This is a genomic window from Comamonas testosteroni ATCC 11996 (genome assembly GCF_000241525.1).
Taxonomy (GTDB): Bacteria; Pseudomonadota; Gammaproteobacteria; order Burkholderiales; family Burkholderiaceae_C; genus Comamonas; species Comamonas testosteroni.
In genome coordinates this window covers 1-17,970 of sequence record NZ_AHIL01000016.1, presented here as the reverse complement: position 1 = coordinate 17,970, position 17,970 = coordinate 1, and the positions used below count along the sequence as shown (strand labels likewise).

Here is a 17,970-nt window from a genome sequence, read left to right as displayed (position 1 = left end):
CTTGCGCCCCGTAGCCTGAGCCTATGTCCGTCATGCAAACAATGTGGCAACGCCTGGGGCCGGTGGCCTCGCGCCCTTCTTGGAAAGAGCTGATCCGCGCCAGCATCGGCGCAGGTCTGGGTCTCGCGCTGGCCGGCATTCTGGTGGGGCTGGTCGAGCATTTCTTTCCCAACACCCTGTTCCTGTTCGCACCGCTGGGCGCCACCGCCGTGCTGGTGTTCGCCGTGCCCAGCAGCCCGCTGGCCCAGCCCTGGAACTGTGTGGTCGGCAACACCGTGCCTGCGCTCTATACCTTGCTGCTGCTGTGGGCATTCCCCATGCTGTCCCAGACCTCGCTGGCCGCGCTGGCCGTGGCGGGCGCCATTGCCCTGATGCTGCTGCTGCGCGCCCTGCACCCGCCGGGCGGCGCCGTGGCCTTGCTGACGGTACTGGCTGCATCCCAGATGGCTCCCCTTGGCTGGCATCTGCTGATTCCCATGGCCGTACTCTCTGGCGTTCTTGCGGCAGTCGGCGTGCTCTACCACCGTGCCTGCGGCCGCCCCTATCTGCACCAGCCGCCTCAAGCGGCCAAGACCCAGCGCCCCACCACGCGCCTGGCGCTGAGCGAGCAGGATCTGGAGCAGCTGCTGCAGCGCTTCGAGCAAAGCTACAACCTGACACCCGAGGACCTGGGCGAGCTGCTGGCCGCCGCCGAGGAGGAGGCCATCAAGCGCCGACTGTCCAGCGTGGACTGCGGCACCGTCATGTCCGCCAAGCTCCTGACCGTGAGCCCGCAGACTCCGCTCGAGGAAGTGGCCGAGCTGTTTCACTGCCATCTGATCAAAAGCCTTCCCGTGGTCGATGCGCAAGGTGAGCTGATTGGCCGCGTGCTGCGCGCCGACCTGTTCGACTGGCTCTGGCAGGACCATCGCTCGCGCCAGCAGCAAAATCTCTGGCAGCGCCTGCGCAGCCGGCCATCCAAGGTGCAATCCATAGCCCAGGAGCTGATGCGCGCACCAGAGATGAGCGTGCAGGAAGACACGCCCATGGGCGATCTGCTGCACGAGCTGGCATCGCACAGCGTTCAGTTCATTGCCGTACTGCGCGGAAAGACCCTGGTCGGGGTCATCACGCGCTCCGACGTGATTCGCACCTTGCTCTCCATCAATCAATAGCCATGCGGGCAAAGGCCCTCTTGCCTGGCACGGACTGCTGGATAAACTATGGGCAGTACTGGTTTGATTGTCCGAAAAGGAGTTGCTGCCATGGACGCCGTGTTCACCCCCAACCTCGACAAGCTGCGCAACATCGTGCAAAGCTTTGGAGCCAGTTCCTTTACCGCGACACAGGTGGCCACGGAATATGAAGGCAGCACTGCCAGCAGCGAAAGCACCAAGACCTTCGAAGAGCTGCTCGCCCACCACGCCACCGTGCTGGGCATTCAGTCCGTGCCGGGCCACCATGTGGTCTGGCGCGCAAACTGAGCTGCTGACAAGCCCCTACATGCATGCCCACCTCGGTGGGTATTTTCTTTTTTCATCCAGGGATCAACTGGGCTAAAGTGCGGCGCCATGTCGCTGATTCCTCTTTCCCTCTGGTTGCCGCTGTCCGTCGCGGCCTGCGTGCTGCTGGTACTGGCCGCCGTGGGCTGGCTATGGCGCTCGGCCCTGCGCACTCCGGCAGGCAGCCGTGACGGACGCAATATGCGCAGCATGGCCGCCATTGCCAGCGCAGGCATGCTGCTGTGGCTGGCCTATGGCCTGTTCAAGGGTTATGGGGCGCTGTGGCAAGCCGATGCGCTGATGCTCATGGCTCAGGCTCCGCTGCTGGTGCAGATGCCCTTGATCATCGCGGCAGTGGCCTGGATTGCGACCCTGCTGCTGGGTCGAGTCATGGCCATGCACAAAGACGGCCACGAAGACTGACGGCGTTGTCGTCAGTGCGAGCGCGGCGCGGCAGGCGGCAGCTCTGCCCATAGCTTGCGCAGCTGCTGCAGCTCGGCATCGAAGCGCTGGTTGATGCGCTGCTTTTCCTCTTCCTGCTGCTTGATGAAGCGCTGCTGCTCGGCCTGGGATTCCGTGTTGTCGTCGAGCTGGCGGCGCAGATTGGCAGGAGCTTTCTTCGGATCGTTCTGATAGAACTCCAGCTCGGTGTTGAGCTTGCGGCGACGTTCCTGAAGATCGACCAGGCGCTTCTGAGCCACGCCGATCACATCGTTGACCTGAGCAATCGCCTCGGCTCTGGCGGCGTCATGCACGCCCTGGCTGGGAAAGCGCGCCAGAATGGCGCGCTCGCGCGAGCGCTCCTCGCGCAGACGCTGCTGCTCGGCCTGGTCCTGGCGGCGCTTGGCCTCCTGTGCGCTGCGCTCCTGATCGGTCAGCGTGGGACCCACGCGGCGCACTTCGACCCCCGTGTTGCCAAGCACACGCTGCTCGCGATCGACGCAGGAGGCAATCGGCCTGTCGGCCGTGATGCGCCGCCCATTGGCATCCGTGCAGGCGTAGATACCACCGCTATTGGCCTGGGCTTGAGCCGGCATGGCCCCTGCCCAGACGGTAGCTACCACATACAAACTCAGTTTTGCATGCAAGGCCTGCTTCATTTGCGTGTTTATTCCTTGTCTTCGACACCATAACGCTGACGGTAGGCCAGCACGCGTTCATGATGCTCGCGGCCGGCATCCCCGCCCTGCTGCTCGAGATAGAGCAACAAATCTGCCAGCTTGGCAATCGCACAGACCTGCATGCCCAGCTGATTGCGCACATATTGCACGGCGCTGTGCGGCACATCCTGACCATTCTCCGTCGCCATTTCCTGACGGTCCAGAGCGATGGCCACGGCATGCGGCTGGGCACCGGCCGCCTTGATGATGGCAATCGACTCGCGCGCAGCCGTACCGGCCGACATCACGTCGTCAATGATGAGCACGCGGCCCTTGAGGGGAGCACCCACCAAAGTGCCGCCTTCGCCGTGGTCCTTGGCTTCCTTGCGGTTGTAGGCGAAGGGTACGTTCTTGCCCTGGCGCGCCAGCTCCACCGCCACCGTGGCTGCCAAAGGGATGCCCTTGTAGGCAGGCCCGAAGACCATATCAAACTCCATGCCGCTGGCCAGAATGGCTTTTGCATAGAATTCGGACAGACGGGCCATCTTGGCGCCATCGTCAAACAGCCCGGCATTGAAGAAGTACGGGCTGATGCGCCCGGCCTTGGTCTTGAATTCGCCAAAACGCAGCACGCCCGCATCGACGGCAAACTGCACGAAATCCTGCGCCAGACGGTCTGCACCGCCCATTGGCTTCTCACTCACCACCATGGATTCATCCTTGTTCAAATTAACCAGCCTCAACCTCAACGGTATCCGCTCTGCCACGACCAAAGGCGCCGAAGCCTGGATCGAAGCCACTGCGCCGGATTGTATTTGCGTCCAGGAAATCAAGGCCCAGGCTTCGGATATGGCCGGGCGCTTCGAGGTGTTGGCCGGCATGAAGGGCTACTTCCACTTTGCCGAGAAGAAGGGCTATTCGGGCGTGGGCGTCTATACCCGCCACGAGCCCAGCGATGTGGTCGTGGGCTTCGATATCGAGGAGTTCGACGCCGAGGGCCGCTATGTCGAAACCCGCTTCGACACGCCCGGGCGCAAGTTCTCCATCATCAGCGCCTACTTTCCCAGCGGTAGCTCGGGCGAGTTGCGCCAGGAGGCCAAATTCCGCTTTCTGGCCAAGATGCACAGCCACCTGATGCACCTCAAGACCGAGCGCGACTTTGTGCTCTGCGGCGATATCAATATCGCGCACCAGAAGGAAGACCTGAAGAACTGGCGCGGCAACCAGAAAAACAGCGGCTTCCTGCCCGAAGAGCGCGACTGGATGACAAAGCTGCTGCACAAGACCGAGATCAGCGGCGGTCTGGTGGACGTCTATCGCCAGCTCCAGCCCGACAGCACGGATGCCTGCTACACATGGTGGAGCAATCGGGGCCAGGCCTATGCCAACAACGTGGGATGGCGACTGGACTACCACCTGGCAACACCTGCGATCGCGGCCCTGGCGCGCACCGAGTCCATCTACAAGGGCGAGAAGTTCTCGGACCACGCGCCCATCACCATTGGTTACGACATGGCGATCTGAAGCGCACAAGCAACGCCGGCTGCAACCCGCAAGGCAGTGAACGCACGCATGCTCGGCGAATTGAGTTAGCGCAAGGTGCAACAGTACAACCCATGCGAGCATGAGTTGTACTGAGCCGGCTGGGCAGGTTTCCGAAAGAATGAACGGCGGAACCTGGAGGGCGACAAGGCCACAGCGGTTCCCGTTTCGCTTTTAGGAAAAGGAATAGCCAATGAAGAAGATTCTGATGACCCTGGCCCTGTGTGCAGCCGGTGCCCTGAGCGCGCCCGCCATGGCGGCAGGCTGCGAAGCCGTCGTCGAGAGCAACGACGCCATGCAGTTCAATGTCAAAAGCATCGATGTGCCCAAGTCCTGCAAGAAGTTCAGCGTGACTCTCAAGCATGTGGGCAAGATGCCCAAGACGGCCATGGGCCACAACATCGTGGTCAGCACCGCGGCTGATATGCAGCCGGTGATCACCGACGGCATGGCCGCCGGTGCAGGCGCCGACTATGTGAAGGCTGGCGATGCTCGCGTGCTGGCTCACTCCAAGGTGATCGGTGGCGGCGAGACCACCAAGTTCGATATCGACGTGGCCAAGCTCAAGGCTGGCACGGACTACGCCTTCTTCTGCAGCTTCCCCGGCCACTCGGCCCTCATGAAGGGCTCGCTCAAGCTGGGTTCCTGATCCGGAGATTCTATTTTTTTGTAGCTACCAGCGCTTTCTTTCAAAGGTTTTCAACTATATAAGTACCTGAAAACCTTGATAAGCAAGCGTAATTAGCTTCTGAATCAATAGCAAACCTGGCTGACCAAAAGCGCCTGTGACGAAAGTCACCGGCGCTTTTTCATGGCTACTCCATCGCGGAGGTCAGCGGTCTATTGGTCACCACATGCTTCATGACCAGCGTGGAAGTCATGCGCAGCACGCCGGGCAGCCGGGTCAGGTGCTCGTCATAGAGCCGCTGATAGGCCGGCAGATCACGCACCACGACCTGCAGCAGATAGTCCGGGTCGCCAAACAGGCGCTGGGCCTGCACCACATTGTCGAGCCGGGCCACGGCGTCCTCGAACGCGGGCACGGACTTGCTGTCCCTGAGCGTGACAAAGACCAGCGACGAAAAATCCAGCCCCAGCGCCCCAGGGTCCAGCTCGGCGCGGTAGCCGCGAATCACGCCCGATTCCTCCAGCGCACGCACACGCCGGTGGCAGGGCGACAGGCTCAGGCCCACCTGTTCGGCCAGCTCGGTCACCGTGAGGCGGCCATTGTTTTCGAGCGCAGCAAGAATTTTTCGATCCAGCGAGTTCACGAGGCAGTTTCTTTCAATTTCAAGCCATTCAACGGCAAATATTGAGAGCACATTCTCGCTCCGCTTCCATATTCTCTCGGCATCAACGCTTTTCGAGGGAATTTCGTGTCCTACGCCGCCTTGACCGCCTTCTGGGCTGTCTCCTTTCTTCTGGTGCTCACGCCCGGGGCCGACTGGGCCTATGTGATCTCTGCCGGTCTGCGCGGCAGACGGCTGGTGCTGCCCGCCACGCTGGGCCTGGCCTGCGGTGCGCTGCTGGCCACGCTGGCGGTGGCGGCGGGCGTGGGTGCCCTGGTGGCACGCAACCCGGCCCTGCTGACCGCGCTGACGGCCACTGGCGCGCTGTACCTGGCCTGGATGGGCGTGGGCCTGTGGCGCAGCCCGGCCGCCATCAGCAGCGGCAGCGATGCCGAGACCGGCACGCGCTGGCACTGGACGGTCAAGGGAGCCAGCGTCAGCGGCCTCAACCCCAAGCAGCTGTTGCTGCTGCTGGCCTTGCTGCCGCAGTTTGTGCGGCCCGGCGACAGCTGGCCGGTGTTTGCGCAGATCATGGTGCTGGGCGCCGTCCATGCGGCCAGCTGTGCCGTGGTCTACTTCGGCGTGGGTTGGGGCTCGCAAAGCGTGCTGCGTTCGCGCCCCGCCGCCGCGCTTGCCGTCTCGCGCCTGTCGGGCACGCTGATGCTGCTGATTGCCGCTGTGCTGCTGGGCGAGATCGCCGTCCAGCATCTCTGAAAGACAAAATGCCTGCGGCCGACAACCGCAGGCATTTCAGGAACAGGCGTACGCTACGACCCGGGATTTCGGGCGCCCGCATTGCGAAGCAAGGCGGCAGAGGGGGCAGAGGCCTCAGCAGAGGCCACTCCATATCATCAGCTCTTCAGAGCCCCCAGCACCTCGTCGAGCATCTTCTTTGCATCGCCGAACAGCATGCGGTTGTTGTCCTTGTAGAACAGCGGATTGTCCACGCCCGCATAGCCGGAGGCCATGGAGCGCTTCATCACGATGGAGGTCTTGGCCTTCCACACTTCCAGCACCGGCATGCCGGCGATGGGGCTCTCGGGGTCGTCCTGAGCCGCGGGGTTCACGATGTCGTTCGCGCCGATGACGATGGCCACATCGGTCTCGGGGAAGTCTTCGTTGATCTCGTCCATCTCCATCACGATGTCGTAGGGCACCTTGGCCTCGGCCAGCAGCACGTTCATGTGACCGGGCATGCGTCCTGCCACCGGATGGATGGCAAAGCGCACAGCGACGCCTTTTTCGCGCAGGGTCCGGGTGATTTCGTTGACGGTGTGCTGGGCCTGGGCCACGGCCATGCCGTAGCCGGGCACGATGATGGCGCTCTTGGCTTCGCGCAGCATCTCGGCCGTCTCGGCGGCACTGACGGGCGCCACTTCGCCCTGGGGCTCGGCAGCCGCAGCGGCACTGCCCTTCTTGGCCGGAGCACCGGAGCCGAAGCCGCCCGCAATCACGCTGATGAAGTTGCGGTTCATGGCCTGGCACATGATGTAGCTCAGGATGGCGCCCGAGGAGCCCACCAGCGCGCCGGTGACGATCAGCAGGTCATTGCCCAGCATGAAGCCGGTGGCCGCCGCCGCCCAGCCCGAGTAGCTGTTGAGCATGGACACCACCACGGGCATGTCGGCACCACCGATGGCCATGACCATGTGCACCCCGAACAGCAGCGCAATGGCGGTCATCACGACCAGCGGCAACATGCCGTCAGCCACGGTTTCGGCATGCAGAAACTCGCGGCCGAACCAGATCACCACCAGCAGCGCGAGCAGATTGAGCCAGTGGCGGGCGGGCAGCAGCAGCGGCTTGCCGCCGATTCTGCCGTTGAGCTTGCCGAAGGCGATCAGCGAGCCCGAGAAGGTGACCGCGCCGATCAGGATGCCCACGTAGATTTCCACCTCGTGAATGGCTTTTTCTGCGCCCGCCAGCTGGATGGAAGTATCGACATAACTGGCAAAGCCCACCAGACAGGCCGCCAGGCCAACCAGGCTGTGCATGAGGGCGACCAGCTCGGGCATCTGGGTCATCTTGACGACCTTGGCCGCATACAGGCCGATACCGCCGCCGAGCACCAGCGCGCCGACGATCCAGGCGATGCCGCTGGCATCGACACGCGGGCCGAACACGGTGGCCAGCACGGCCAGCGCCATACCGACCATGCCGAACAGATTGCCGCGGCGCGAGGTTTCAGGGTTGGACAGCCCACCGAGGCTGAGGATGAACAAAATGGCAGCCCCCAGATAGGCCACCGTTGCAAGACTTTGGGACATGGTGTTTCTCTCTTGTGCTCGTTCTTCTTATTTGCGGAACATGGCCAGCATGCGGCGTGTCACGGCAAAGCCGCCAAACATATTGACTGCAGTCAACACAAGTCCAGCAAAGGCCAGCCAGCGAATCAGTTCATCCGGGCGGCCCGTGCCTGCCGTGCCCGGCGGCGCAATCTGCACCAGCGCGCCAATGGCGATGATGCTGGAGATGGCATTGGTCACGCTCATCAGCGGCGTGTGCAGCGCTGGCGTCACATTCCACACCACCATGTAGCCGATGAAGCAAGCAAGCACAAACACCGTGAAGTGGCCCAGGAAGGCCGCTGGCGCGTAGGCACCGATGAACCAGAAGGCCAGGGCGGCAATCGCAAAAATAATGGTCAGGGTCTTGGCAGGCAGCGGGCCCGCAGCGCCATGGCCATGGCCGCTTTTCTTCTGCTCCACCACAGCCGCAGCGGGCTTGGGGGCTGGCTTGGGCGCCTGGGCAAGGGGCGGGGCAGGCCAGGTGATTTCGCCGTCCTTGACCACGGTCAGGCCGCGAATCGCATCGTCTTGCATATTCACCACGGCCACGCCATCCTTGGCCTTGCACAGCTCTTCCGTCAGGCGCAGCAGGTTGGTGGCGTACAGCGTGGACGATTGCTTGGCCAGGCGCGATGCGAGGTCGGTGTAGCCGATGATGGTCACGCCGTGGCGCACAACGGCCTCGTTGGGAACGGTCAGCTCGCAGTTGCCGCCCTGCTCGGCCGCCATGTCGACGATCACGCTGCCGGGCTTCATGCTCTGCACCATCTCGGCCGTGATCAGCTTGGGCGCCGGTTTGCCGGGGATCAGCGCGGTGGTGATGATGATGTCGGCCTCCCTGGCCTGCTGGGCATACATCTGGCGCTGCGCAGCCTGGAAGCCCTCGCTCATCACCTTGGCATAGCCGCCGCCGCCGCCGCCGTCTTCTTCGTAGTCGACCTTGACGAACTCACCGCCCAACGATGTGACCTGATCGGCCACTTCGGCGCGCGTGTCGTTGGCGCGCACGATGGCGCCCAGATTGGCGGCCGTGCCAATGGCCGACAGACCGGCCACACCTGCGCCGGCAATGAAGACCTTGGCTGGCGGCACCTTGCCTGCGGCCGTGATCTGGCCGTTGAAATAGCGGCCGAAGGCGTTGGCGGCCTCGATCACGGCGCGGTAACCCGAAACACCGGCCATGGAGGTCAGTGCATCCATCTTCTGCGCGCGGCTCAATGTCCGGGGCAGCGAGTCGATCGCCAGCACCGTCACCTTTTTGGCAGCCAGTTGCTGCATCAGATCGGGATTCTGGGCCGGCCAGATGAAGTCGATCAGGATCTGGCCTTCGCGCATCAGCGCGACTTCTTGCGGGGTGGGCGGGCGCACCTTGAAGAGGATGTCGGCAGCAGCCCAGACCGCCGCAGCGTTGGGCAGCACCTCGGCCCCCACTGCGCGATAAGCGTCATCGCTGAAGTTGGCGGCATCGCCGGCGCCCGATTCGATGGCGACCGAAAAACCCAGCTTGACGAGTTTTTCAACCACATCGGGTACGGTGGCCACACGCTTTTCCAACGGAAATGTTTCCCGCGGGATGCCGATGCGTTGGGCGCCAGAGCGTTGGGCGTCACTACGCTGGGCGTCAGCGCCGCTCGGCTGGCTGGAAGGGGTAGACATGCAGAGTCTCCTGGAGTTTGAAAACGGTTTTCCTCCAGACCGACCCATCCCCTGCCATTCCTGCCCGAGGGAGGAACTTGTATTGCATGGGCATTGGCACGGCCTGAACGATCTTGAAACTGTGTCGGGCCGCTTCCCATGAAGCGACTGCCCGCTGCCTTGCAGCACAAATACGTTTTAGCAGCCCGCACCAAAATGGGGCACTCGCATCCATGCTAGCTCAAATGAGGGATGACGCCAGAATCTGAGCGGGCATTTTTGATGCGCGTGTCATGCCGTGTCATGCTTGCGGGGTTCGCTGACCGCGAGACTACGCAAACGCCCGAAAAATACAAGTCACCCATGTTGCAATATCACACCGTCCCCGTCACAGCCTTTCAACAGAACTGCTCTCTCGTCTGGTGCGACCAGACCATGGATGCGGCCGTCATCGACCCCGGCGGCGATATCGAGCAGATCGAGTGGGAGGTGGAACGCCTGGGCCTGAATCTCAAGGCCATCTGGATCACCCACGCCCATATCGACCACGCGGGCGGCACCAGCGAGTTGGCGGCCAAGTACGAGTTGCCCATCATTGGCCCGCATGAGGGCGACCAGTTCTGGATCGACGGTCTGCCCCAACAGGGCGCCATGTTCGGCTTTCCCCACTGCGAGCCTTTTGTGCCCTCACGCTGGCTGCATGACGGCGATACGGTGAGCATCGGCCAGGAAACGCTGAACGTGCGCCACTGCCCAGGTCACACGCCCGGCCATGTGGTGTTCCACTCACCGCAGATCGACCGAGCCTTTGTCGGCGATGTGCTGTTTGCCGGCAGCATAGGCCGCACGGACTTCCCGCAAGGCAATCATCAGCAGCTGATCGACTCCATCGTTCAGCGCCTGTGGCCCATGGGTGACCAGACGATCTTCATCCCCGGACATGGCCCAGAAAGCAGCTTCGGCCGCGAGCGCAAGCTGAACCCCTATGTCAGCGGGACCTGAAGCCTGACGGCCGAGGCTTGCGGAATCAGGTCTTCCGTAGCAGCATGCGCCTGTCACGCCTTGTGACATCACATCTATTGGAGGGAGTTCGTATGCGCAATTTATGGAAAATTTGCCTGGCTTCAGCCCTGGTCAGCAGCTCATGGGCGAGTCTTGCTCAGGCACCCGCACCAGCAGCGGTGCCTGCCGCACCGGCCGCCAAAACAGCCCCCATGCCCGCCAAGCCGGCGGCAGAACCGGCAGCCAAGGCTGCGCCGGCCCCTGCCGCTGCCAAGGCGGACATGCAGACTTTTGTCTGCAAGGATGGCTCCACCATGAGCGCGGCGTCCTCCAAGGGAGCTTGCTCGGGCCGCAAGGGCATTGATCAGCAGGCCACTGCCAAGGCGGCTGCAGGCGCCAAGCCGGCCGCGACCGCCGCTCCTGGCGGCGGTGCAGGCAAGGTCTGGGCCAATGAGGACAGCAAGATCTACCACTGCCCCGGCACCCGTTACTACGGCACGACCAAGAACGGCAAGTACATGAGCGAGGCCGATGCCAAGGCCGCCGGCATGCACGGCGCCAACAACAAGAGCTGCAGCTAAACCTGTAGCATCAAACCATCGCGCTGACCTGCGATTGCAGGCAGCGCGTTTTTTCATTTAAAACAGGCTAGATTGCTTGTCCATCAAACACAAGCAGCTATCAATTCAAAAGGACAATCGCGGGCATGAACTGGCTGGTCGGACTGGGTCTCTTACTGATGGCAGCCTTGCTGCTATGGGCTTTTTCGGCGCTGTTCATCAGCATGCTCGCCGGCCTGGCGGTCAGCGCCCTGCTCTGGCAGCCGCTGCGCTGGTGGCGCCGCAAGCAGTTGCTGCGCGAACTGGAGCAGAACCCCGCTTTCGATATCCAGCAGCAGGCCCCATCCGCCCTGTTCTATCTGCTGTCCGCAGCCGTGACTCTGCTGGGATGCGCCGCCGCACTGGCCACCCTGATTCATCTGCCCGATAGCCTTTATTCGCCTGAGCAGCTATCCCTGATCTGTGGTCTGGCATTTGCCATCAGTCTTGCCACCCTCATCAAGCTGAGCGGCAATCTCGTCAGCCTGGGTGAGGAGGCCGCTGCCGCTGCCGAGATCAGGGCAGCCTGGTCACTGGCAGCGGGCATTGTGCCCATGCTGTCCCTGATCACCCTGATTTTCTTCGTACCGCATACGGCGGGCTGGATGGTCTGGCGCGAGCAATGGCGCGGCTATGACAGCACGCGGCTGCTCATCCCCCTGAAGCACAACGATGCAGAGCACCAGCAGGCCTTGTTGCAGCTGGTCCGGCCGATGCTGGAGCAAGGCAGTCGCATCCTGAGTCACCATGCCCGCTCGCGCAGCGGTGGCAGCTATACCCTGAGCGCCGCCCTGCCCGCACGCTATCGTTTTCATAAGGATGCGCTGGAGTTGCAACTGGCGGGCCTGATGCCGCAGGAGCAGCTCAACATGCACCTGCAGGCCCTGATTTCCGTGGTGGAAGGAGAGCTCAGCAGCCTGCCACTGGCCTATGCCCAATGCCAGCCCTCCCCCGACTGGTTGGGCAGACAGCGCTTTTTCGGGCGTGGCCAGCAAGCCATGCAATCGCTGCGCGAATGCGTGCGCACTCGCCAATCCGAGCTGGCGACCGCTCTTCCATTGCTGCGGGGCAATCTACAGGAAGTGCAAGTGGGCTGGATTCGCTTTCGCCCCTGGCCGGCTCTGCCGCGCTGGCAGGCAGCAGCCTTGCCGGAAGATGAAGATGAGCTGCAGCGGCTCGATACTTTGCGCTAGGAACCACTGAGCGGCAACACATCCAGCCACTGGCCGGGCTCCAGCCCTTCAATCGAATAAGGCCCCACAGCCATCCGCACCAGCCTCAGCGTGGGGTAGCCGACGGCTGCCGTCATGCGGCGCACCTGGCGGTTCCTGCCCTCGCGGATGACGAGCTCGATCCAGCAGTCGGGAATGTTCTGGCGCACGCGAATCGGCGGGTTGCGCGGCCACATGCCGGGCTGAGGGTCTATCAGGCGGGCCTTGGCGGGCAGGGTCTTGCCGTCGCTCAATTCGACGCCGTCGCGCAGGCGCTGCAGCGCCGTCTCGTCCGGCATGCCTTCGACCTGCACCCAGTAGGTCTTCTCCATCTTGTGGCGCGGGTCGGCAATGCGGGCCTGCAGCTGGCCGTCATTCGTCAGCAGCAACAGACCTTCACTGTCGGCATCGAGCCGGCCCGCCACATAGACGCCGGGCACATCGATCCAGTCTTTGAGGCCCTGCCATTTGCCCTCGGGCGTGAACTGGCTGAGCACTCCATAGGGCTTGTGAAAGCACAGCAGACGCGTGACCTCGGGCCGGGACGCGGGCTGGCGCACCACGGTGCTGCGGCGCAAGTTGCTGGAGCGATTGGAAGAGAACGGGCGGGGCATGGCTGCGAGCTTAGCAACAAAGGCCGAGACTGACATCAAGCATCAGAAAGCCTTGCATCGCTTACTGGACAATGGGAAACAGCTATCAGTTTTGAAAATCCGGGAGCGCAGCACCGAGCAGCGGCTGTGGATACACCTCACGCACGCAGTTCAGCCAGGCCTGGGCCGCGCGCGACAGATAGCCGGGCCGCCACATCAGCGCCACATCCCAGGGGATCTCGGGCTCCACCAGCGGGCGGCTGGCCACGCGCTGCGGGTCGTAGCGCGCGATGACATGCTCGAACATCACGGCCACGCCCACCTGGGCCGCGACCAGATGGCCGATGAAGTCCCAGTAGCGCGTCTGCAGCTTGACCTGGGGCGTGAAGCCCGCCGCCTCGCATTGCTGCAGCACATGCTCGTGCAGTGCAAAGTCCGAGGTATAGAGCACAAACGGCAGGTCGTGCAGATCGCTCCAGCGCATGGGCTGGCCGGGGTCAGCGACCTGTTGGGCAGGCAGCACAACGCGCGTCTTCTGGCGCGCCACCGTGTAGCGCTCCAGCGCCGGATCGGGGGCCGCGAACAGGCCCAGCGCCATGTCCAGCTTGCCTTCCTGGATCAGCTGGTACTGGGCGCGCGCGCCCTGCTCGTTGACCTGCAGATTCACACCTGGATAGCGCTGCTGGAACAGCGCGATCACCGGAGCCATGTAATGGCCCGTGGTGGGCATGATGCCCAGGGACAGCTCGCCGCGCGTGATGTGATCCACCTCGGCCACCTGTCGGCGCAGCAGCTGGGCCTGCTCCAGAATCTCCAGTCCGCGGTCGTAGACCACCTGGCCGGCATCGGTAAGCTGCACGCCCCGCCCCTCGCGCAGCAGCAGACGGCCACCGAATTCATCTTCCAGCGCCTTGACCATCTTGCTGATGGTGGGCTGGGTCACATGCAGGGTTTCGGCTGCGCGGGTGAAGCCGTTCTGGCGCACCACCTCAATGAAATAGCGCAGGGCGCGCAAGTCCATGACAATTCCTTTTACGCATGGAAAAAATGAAAATAAGTCATTTTATGAATATAGGTGAAAACCCTAGAATTTCACCCATGTCACAGATTACGGAAGCTGTCGCCCCTCGCGCCCAGGGCGGCAGCCATTCTTTTGCCCAGACACTCTGGCAACTGCTCAAGGCCGTGCTGCAAGTGTGCCTGCTCAGCGCCATCTGGATTGCCATGGATGTGCTGCGCCAGCATTTCGGCTGGAGCATGCCGGCCGGCCTGATCGGTTTCGGCCTGCTGGCAGTGGGCCTTTTTTCAGGACTGGTCAAGGCGCGCTGGCTGCAAAGCGGCACCAACTGGCTGCTGGCAGAGATGCTGCTGTTCTTCGTGCCTGCCATGCTTGTGGTCACCGAATACCCCGATCTGATCCGTCACCAGGGCTTGCGCATTCTGGCCGTCATCGTGGCCAGCACAGCCTGCGTGATGGCCGTGACCGCGCTGGCTGTCGATCGTGTCTATCGCTTCGAGCTGTGGCTGGCAAGGCGCAAGTCCAGCCGCGATGCCGCTGCCCTGAACGAGGATTAAGCCATGCTGTCGAATGAAATCATCGGTCTGCTGTCGCTGCTGACCACCGTAGCCTGCTACTGGGTCAACAAACGCCTGTACCGCAAGCATCCTCACCCATTGCTGATGCCCATCGTTGCCACCCCCATGGTGCTGATCGGTCTTTCGCTGCTGACCCATGTCAGCTACCCGCAGTACATTGCCCAGACCCACTGGCTGGTCTGGCTGCTGGGCCCCACTACGGTGGCATTTGCACTGCCTCTGTACGAGAACCGCAAGCTGCTGCGCAAGCACTGGATGTCGATAGCCACCGGCGTGGTCGTGGCCAGCCTGGTCTCCATCTCCACCACCATTGCGTTTGCCGATATGTTCGGCCTGTCCGAGGCGCTGCAAAAAGGCCTGGCCGTGCGCAGCATCACGACACCGTTTGCAATCGAGGCCGAGAAAGTGCTGGGCGGTCCCACCGATCTGGCGGCGCTGTTCGTGCTGCTGACCGGTGTCAGTGCCATGCTGCTGGGCGAGACCGTACTGCGTGTGCTGCCCCGCATCCGCAGCAAGCTGGCCACGGGCGCCAGCTGGGGCGGAGCCGCCCATGGCAGCGGCGTGGCCCGCGCGCGCCAGGCCGGCGAGGTGCAGGCCGTGATGGCATCGCTGGTGATGATGATTGCCGGTGCCGTGAACGTGCTGGCAGCTCCCTGGGTGCGCACATTGTTTTTCTGAGCCGCGCTCGAGGACTGGCTCCGGCAATCGCCGCTCTCAGCGCACCGGAATGGCAATCGGGCGCAGCGGCGCGGCGTCGCCACCTCGGATCTTCAGCGGCCCCCCGATGAAGGCGAACTCATAGACCTTGTCGCGAGAGAGCCCGTCCAGGGCCACCAGTTCCATGATGGGAATGCCTTGCTGGGCGAGCAGATAGCTGTGCAGCGGCACATAGTCGTCGTCCACTTCTGAGGGAAAAGTCTCCAGGCTCAGGTTGTCGGCGCCGATGATCATGGCACCCGCATCCTCGGCCAGAAAGCGTGCGGCATCCAGGCCCAGCCCCGGGGGTTTGGCCATATAGGCCTGGGGTTGGTCGTAGAGTTTCATGCGTCCCGTGCGAATCAGCACGATATCGCCCTTTTGCAGCGTTACGTTCTGGCGTGCCAGCGCCTCCTTGAGGTCCTGCCGGGTGATCCGGTACTGGTCGGGCAGCATGTCCAGACCCTTGGCCGCTGCCACGTCAATCAGCACGCCGCGAGCCACCAGTGGCGGGAATTTCTCAATGCCCGTGCGCTGCCAACCCCGGTCACCCAGATGCTCGTCGGCACTGAAGCCATTCCAGATCTTGCCGCGTATGCCGAAGTGGTTGAGTGCGTCGATGTGCGTGCCCGTATGGCTGTACATGGAGAACGCCGTACCCGTGTAGCTGCGCGTGGCGTTCATGCTCTTGCCCACGTTCATGGGGTCGTCCACCACGGTGCCGCGTGGCGTGTGCGTCATCCAGAACTGGTAGTGCGGATCGCCGGCATCCTGCCAGCTCGGCATGCCCACGTAGTACTCGGTGGCGAGGTCATAGACCTGGCCGCCTGCGATGCGCTGCAGGATGGCAGCGCGCGAGGCAGGCGTGATCAGATTCAGGCGGCCGATCTCGTCGCCCGGCCCCCAGGGGCTGCGGCCCACGTCCTGGCTGGCTCCGGCCGGGAGCGTGTGGCCACCGTGGGAATGAGCCAGACCGGAGAACGCTGCTGCCATAGCGAGCAACAGGGAGGGTAAGCGCCGGGCACGGGCGCGGAAAGAGAAGTTCATGGGTGTTTCCTTGGAAGCGGTGCGCCTTGCGGCGCGGGTATGAAAGAGTGCTGAGATGGCTTAACCCACCAGGGCGCGCAGCCGTTCACGCAGCTGGCCCAGGGGCAGGGTCTGCAGCGTGGGAAGACCCGGAGCGATGACACTGGGAATGCTGCGCAGGCCCAGGTGCTGAGCCAGTGCGAGATCCTGGTGAACCATGTTCAAGGCCTCGGCACTTTCCATGCAGCGTGCAAAAGCATTGCGCTCGAAGCCGGTGTGCGTGGCGATGTCCAGCAGCACCTCGGCTTCGCCTATGTTGCGGTGGGCACTCATATGGGCGAGCTGTATGGCATCGAACAGATTCCAGTGGGCCTCGTCGCCCTCCAGGATCTGGGCAGTCTGGCAGGCCAGTGCGCCAGCCAGGCCGCTGGGGTACTCAAAGGTTTCGCGGCGCATGCCTTCGATATCGATGCGCTGTGTGTCGTCATGCCGTGCGCATGCCTCCCAGTGCCCGAGAATGGTTTGCTTGGCCTGCTCCATGGAACCAAACCGGGCCACCATCTCGGCGCGGGAAGCTTGCAGCACAAAGCTGCGCTGACGTACGCGCAGGCCCAGCTCGCGGGCCACCTGGCGCAGGCGCGGCGACATCACATAGCACCAGCCGCAAACCACGTCATGGAAGAAATCGATGACGGGAGCAGCCTGCGCTGCCGCGGACAGGACCGGGCCAGGGGCGAGGGCGGGGGCGGGATGGGCTGCGATCTGCGCGGGCAGAGCGCAGGAAAAATCATGGCATTGCGTCATGCTTGTGTCCTTCATGGCTGATGGACAGCAAGCGTAGGGCGCAGGCCTCGCAGGAGTAAGAGGCCTGCGCTTGAGAGACTCTTAATCCGGCGTCAAGAATCCCCGTCCATGGCCACAGGCAGCGCCTCGGCCAGAAAGTCCACAAAGGCGCGCACCTTGGGCAGCAGGTGACGTTGCGTGGGGTAGACCACGTAGACATGGCGTGGCGGCTCTGCCCAGTCTTGCAGGCTCAATGCCTCCAGCTGGCCCTGAGCGATGGCGGGCCGGGCCAGAAAGGACGGCAGTGCACCAATGCCCATGCCCGCCACCAGCAGCTCCCGCAACATCAGGCTGTTGTTGACGCTGGCGCGTGCTTCACTCGGAACTTGCAGGCCGTCGTCGGCCTGTGCCAGGCTGTAATTCAGCAGCGCATGGTCACGCAGTGCAGCCACGCTGGCCGGGCGGCCGTGTTGCTGCAAATAGGCCGGCGAAGCGCACAGCATCTGCGACAGCGAGGCCAGGCGCCGCGCAATCAGCGATGAATCCGCCAGTTCGGCGCTCAGCCGTATGGAGACATCAAAGCCCTGGCCCACGGCGTCCACCAGCCGGTCTTCCATGGATAGGTCGATCTGCAATTGCGGATGGCGCTGCATGAAACGCGCCAGCAGCGGCGCCAGCGTGCTCAGCGCAAACGACAGCGGCGCGTTCACGCGCAGCCGCCCCGTCACCTGCTCGGACTGCGCCCGCACCGATTGCTCCAGCGTGTCAAAGCCATCGAGCAGCCGGCAGCATTCGGCGTAGTAGGCCCTGCCGGTATCGGTCAGGCTCATGCGGCGCGTGGTGCGCTGGATCAGCACCGCACCCAGCTGTGCCTCCAGCGCGCGCAATTGCTTGCTCAGCGCCGCCGAGGAAAGATCGAGTGCATCGGCTGCCCTGGCAATGCTGCCCAGTTCAACAATGCGCCGAAAGGCGCGCAAAGGGGTGAGCGAATCCATGGAAGAGAAGAGCGAAAACCTGGGCCGCAGCGTAGCAGCTTTCGCAGCAGGGCCGGCGCGGCCCGGGCATGCTCGCTCTTCTTCTGAAAAATGGGTCACTCAAGCTTTTCAGCTTGCTTGAACAGCCCCAAGCA

At 63.2% G+C, this 17,970-nt stretch carries 21 protein-coding genes; 11 read left to right on the top strand and 10 right to left on the bottom strand.

The genetic code is table 11. The annotated features are described in order from the left end of the window. The first annotated feature begins 32 nt into the window (after nt 1-32). The 3 genes from CTATCC11996_RS07190 to CTATCC11996_RS07180 all read left to right on the top strand — a co-directional run bounded on the left by CTATCC11996_RS07190 (nt 33) and on the right by CTATCC11996_RS07180 (nt 1,904). A complete protein-coding gene (locus tag CTATCC11996_RS07190; protein ID WP_236597885.1) occupies nt 33-1,154 on the top strand; it encodes an HPP family protein in 1,122 nt (373 codons plus the stop codon). Nucleotides 1,155-1,244: 90 nt separating this feature from the next. Then, entirely contained in the window at nt 1,245-1,463 is a 219-nt protein-coding gene (locus tag CTATCC11996_RS07185) for a hypothetical protein (RefSeq protein WP_003074595.1), read from the top strand. 87 nt (nt 1,464-1,550) lie between these two features. Continuing rightward, nucleotides 1,551-1,904, top strand: a complete 354-nt coding sequence (locus tag CTATCC11996_RS07180; protein ID WP_003074592.1) for a hypothetical protein — start codon at nt 1,551-1,553, stop codon at nt 1,902-1,904. Between the two features lie 11 nt (nt 1,905-1,915). Here CTATCC11996_RS07180 and CTATCC11996_RS07175 read toward each other — a convergent pair whose 3' ends face one another. Both CTATCC11996_RS07175 and pyrE read right to left on the bottom strand, forming a co-directional pair. After that, nucleotides 1,916-2,581: a hypothetical protein gene (locus CTATCC11996_RS07175; protein ID WP_003074589.1), complete on the bottom strand. Its 666-nt coding sequence runs from the start codon at nt 2,579-2,581 to the stop codon at nt 1,916-1,918. An 8-nt stretch (nt 2,582-2,589) separates the two neighbouring features. Beyond that, nucleotides 2,590-3,291: an orotate phosphoribosyltransferase gene (gene pyrE, locus CTATCC11996_RS07170; protein WP_003074587.1), complete on the bottom strand. Its 702-nt coding sequence runs from the start codon at nt 3,289-3,291 to the stop codon at nt 2,590-2,592. 10 nt (nt 3,292-3,301) lie between these two features. Here pyrE and CTATCC11996_RS07165 point away from each other — a divergent pair, with 10 nt between their 5' ends. Next, the gene (locus CTATCC11996_RS07165) at nt 3,302-4,105 is read left to right on the top strand and encodes an exodeoxyribonuclease III (RefSeq protein ID WP_003074585.1); all 804 of its coding nucleotides are present in this window, start codon (nt 3,302-3,304) and stop codon (nt 4,103-4,105) included. Nucleotides 4,106-4,316: 211 nt separating this feature from the next. Continuing rightward, a complete protein-coding gene (azu, locus tag CTATCC11996_RS07160; RefSeq protein WP_003074584.1) occupies nt 4,317-4,772 on the top strand; it encodes an azurin in 456 nt (151 codons plus the stop codon). Between the two features lie 166 nt (nt 4,773-4,938). Here the strand turns inward: azu and CTATCC11996_RS07155 are convergent, their stop codons facing one another. Continuing rightward, a complete protein-coding gene (locus CTATCC11996_RS07155) occupies nt 4,939-5,394 on the bottom strand; it encodes an Lrp/AsnC family transcriptional regulator (RefSeq protein WP_003074582.1) in 456 nt (151 codons plus the stop codon). A gap of 105 nt (nt 5,395-5,499) precedes the next feature. Here CTATCC11996_RS07155 and CTATCC11996_RS07150 point away from each other — a divergent pair, with 105 nt between their 5' ends. Next, entirely contained in the window at nt 5,500-6,126 is a 627-nt protein-coding gene (locus CTATCC11996_RS07150; protein ID WP_003074580.1) for a LysE family translocator, read from the top strand. A 137-nt stretch (nt 6,127-6,263) separates the two neighbouring features. Here the strand turns inward: CTATCC11996_RS07150 and pntB are convergent, their stop codons facing one another. Beyond that, nucleotides 6,264-7,679 carry a Re/Si-specific NAD(P)(+) transhydrogenase subunit beta gene (gene pntB / locus CTATCC11996_RS07145; protein ID WP_003074578.1) on the bottom strand — a complete coding sequence of 472 codons (1,416 nt, stop codon included), beginning with the start codon at nt 7,677-7,679 and terminating at the stop codon, nt 6,264-6,266. 27 nt (nt 7,680-7,706) lie between these two features. Then, nucleotides 7,707-9,356 carry a Re/Si-specific NAD(P)(+) transhydrogenase subunit alpha gene (locus CTATCC11996_RS07140; RefSeq protein WP_236597886.1) on the bottom strand — a complete coding sequence of 550 codons (1,650 nt, stop codon included), beginning with the start codon at nt 9,354-9,356 and terminating at the stop codon, nt 7,707-7,709. A gap of 342 nt (nt 9,357-9,698) precedes the next feature. Here CTATCC11996_RS07140 and CTATCC11996_RS07135 point away from each other — a divergent pair, with 342 nt between their 5' ends. The 3 genes from CTATCC11996_RS07135 to CTATCC11996_RS07125 all read left to right on the top strand — a co-directional run bounded on the left by CTATCC11996_RS07135 (nt 9,699) and on the right by CTATCC11996_RS07125 (nt 12,129). After that, a complete protein-coding gene (locus tag CTATCC11996_RS07135) occupies nt 9,699-10,337 on the top strand; it encodes an MBL fold metallo-hydrolase (protein WP_003074574.1) in 639 nt (212 codons plus the stop codon). Between the two features lie 212 nt (nt 10,338-10,549). After that, entirely contained in the window at nt 10,550-10,918 is a 369-nt protein-coding gene (locus CTATCC11996_RS07130) for a sunset domain-containing protein (RefSeq protein WP_003074571.1), read from the top strand. Nucleotides 10,919-11,043: 125 nt separating this feature from the next. Next, nucleotides 11,044-12,129, top strand: coding sequence for a hypothetical protein (locus CTATCC11996_RS07125; RefSeq protein ID WP_003074569.1), 1,086 nt, complete (start codon nt 11,044-11,046; stop codon nt 12,127-12,129). On the opposite strand, the gene CTATCC11996_RS07120 is transcribed toward CTATCC11996_RS07125, so the two are convergent. Both CTATCC11996_RS07120 and CTATCC11996_RS07115 read right to left on the bottom strand, forming a co-directional pair. Then, on the bottom strand, nt 12,126-12,797 hold the full coding sequence (locus CTATCC11996_RS07120) for a pseudouridine synthase (protein ID WP_003074568.1): 672 nt from the start codon (nt 12,795-12,797) through the stop codon (nt 12,126-12,128). The two genes, CTATCC11996_RS07125 and CTATCC11996_RS07120, sit on opposite strands and share 4 nt — an antisense overlap. A 49-nt stretch (nt 12,798-12,846) precedes the next feature. After that, nucleotides 12,847-13,761: a LysR family transcriptional regulator gene (locus tag CTATCC11996_RS07115; protein ID WP_003074566.1), complete on the bottom strand. Its 915-nt coding sequence runs from the start codon at nt 13,759-13,761 to the stop codon at nt 12,847-12,849. Between the two features lie 77 nt (nt 13,762-13,838). Here CTATCC11996_RS07115 and CTATCC11996_RS07110 point away from each other — a divergent pair, with 77 nt between their 5' ends. Together CTATCC11996_RS07110 and CTATCC11996_RS07105 are read left to right on the top strand one after the other, a co-directional pair. Next, nucleotides 13,839-14,315 (top strand): CidA/LrgA family protein, encoded by a 477-nt coding sequence (locus CTATCC11996_RS07110; protein ID WP_003074564.1) that lies wholly within the window; start codon nt 13,839-13,841, stop codon nt 14,313-14,315. A gap of 3 nt (nt 14,316-14,318) precedes the next feature. Next, nucleotides 14,319-15,014 (top strand): LrgB family protein, encoded by a 696-nt coding sequence (locus tag CTATCC11996_RS07105; protein WP_003074562.1) that lies wholly within the window; start codon nt 14,319-14,321, stop codon nt 15,012-15,014. A gap of 36 nt (nt 15,015-15,050) precedes the next feature. Here CTATCC11996_RS07105 and CTATCC11996_RS07100 read toward each other — a convergent pair whose 3' ends face one another. The 3 genes from CTATCC11996_RS07100 to CTATCC11996_RS07090 form a co-directional block, all read right to left on the bottom strand. Continuing rightward, nucleotides 15,051-16,079: a cyclase family protein gene (locus CTATCC11996_RS07100; RefSeq protein WP_003074559.1), complete on the bottom strand. Its 1,029-nt coding sequence runs from the start codon at nt 16,077-16,079 to the stop codon at nt 15,051-15,053. Nucleotides 16,080-16,139: 60 nt separating this feature from the next. Beyond that, nucleotides 16,140-16,862 carry a DsbA family oxidoreductase gene (locus tag CTATCC11996_RS07095; RefSeq protein WP_003074556.1) on the bottom strand — a complete coding sequence of 241 codons (723 nt, stop codon included), beginning with the start codon at nt 16,860-16,862 and terminating at the stop codon, nt 16,140-16,142. Between the two features lie 92 nt (nt 16,863-16,954). Further along, nucleotides 16,955-17,836 carry a LysR family transcriptional regulator gene (locus tag CTATCC11996_RS07090; RefSeq protein WP_034348372.1) on the bottom strand — a complete coding sequence of 294 codons (882 nt, stop codon included), beginning with the start codon at nt 17,834-17,836 and terminating at the stop codon, nt 16,955-16,957. Nucleotides 17,837-17,970 lie beyond the last annotated feature (134 nt).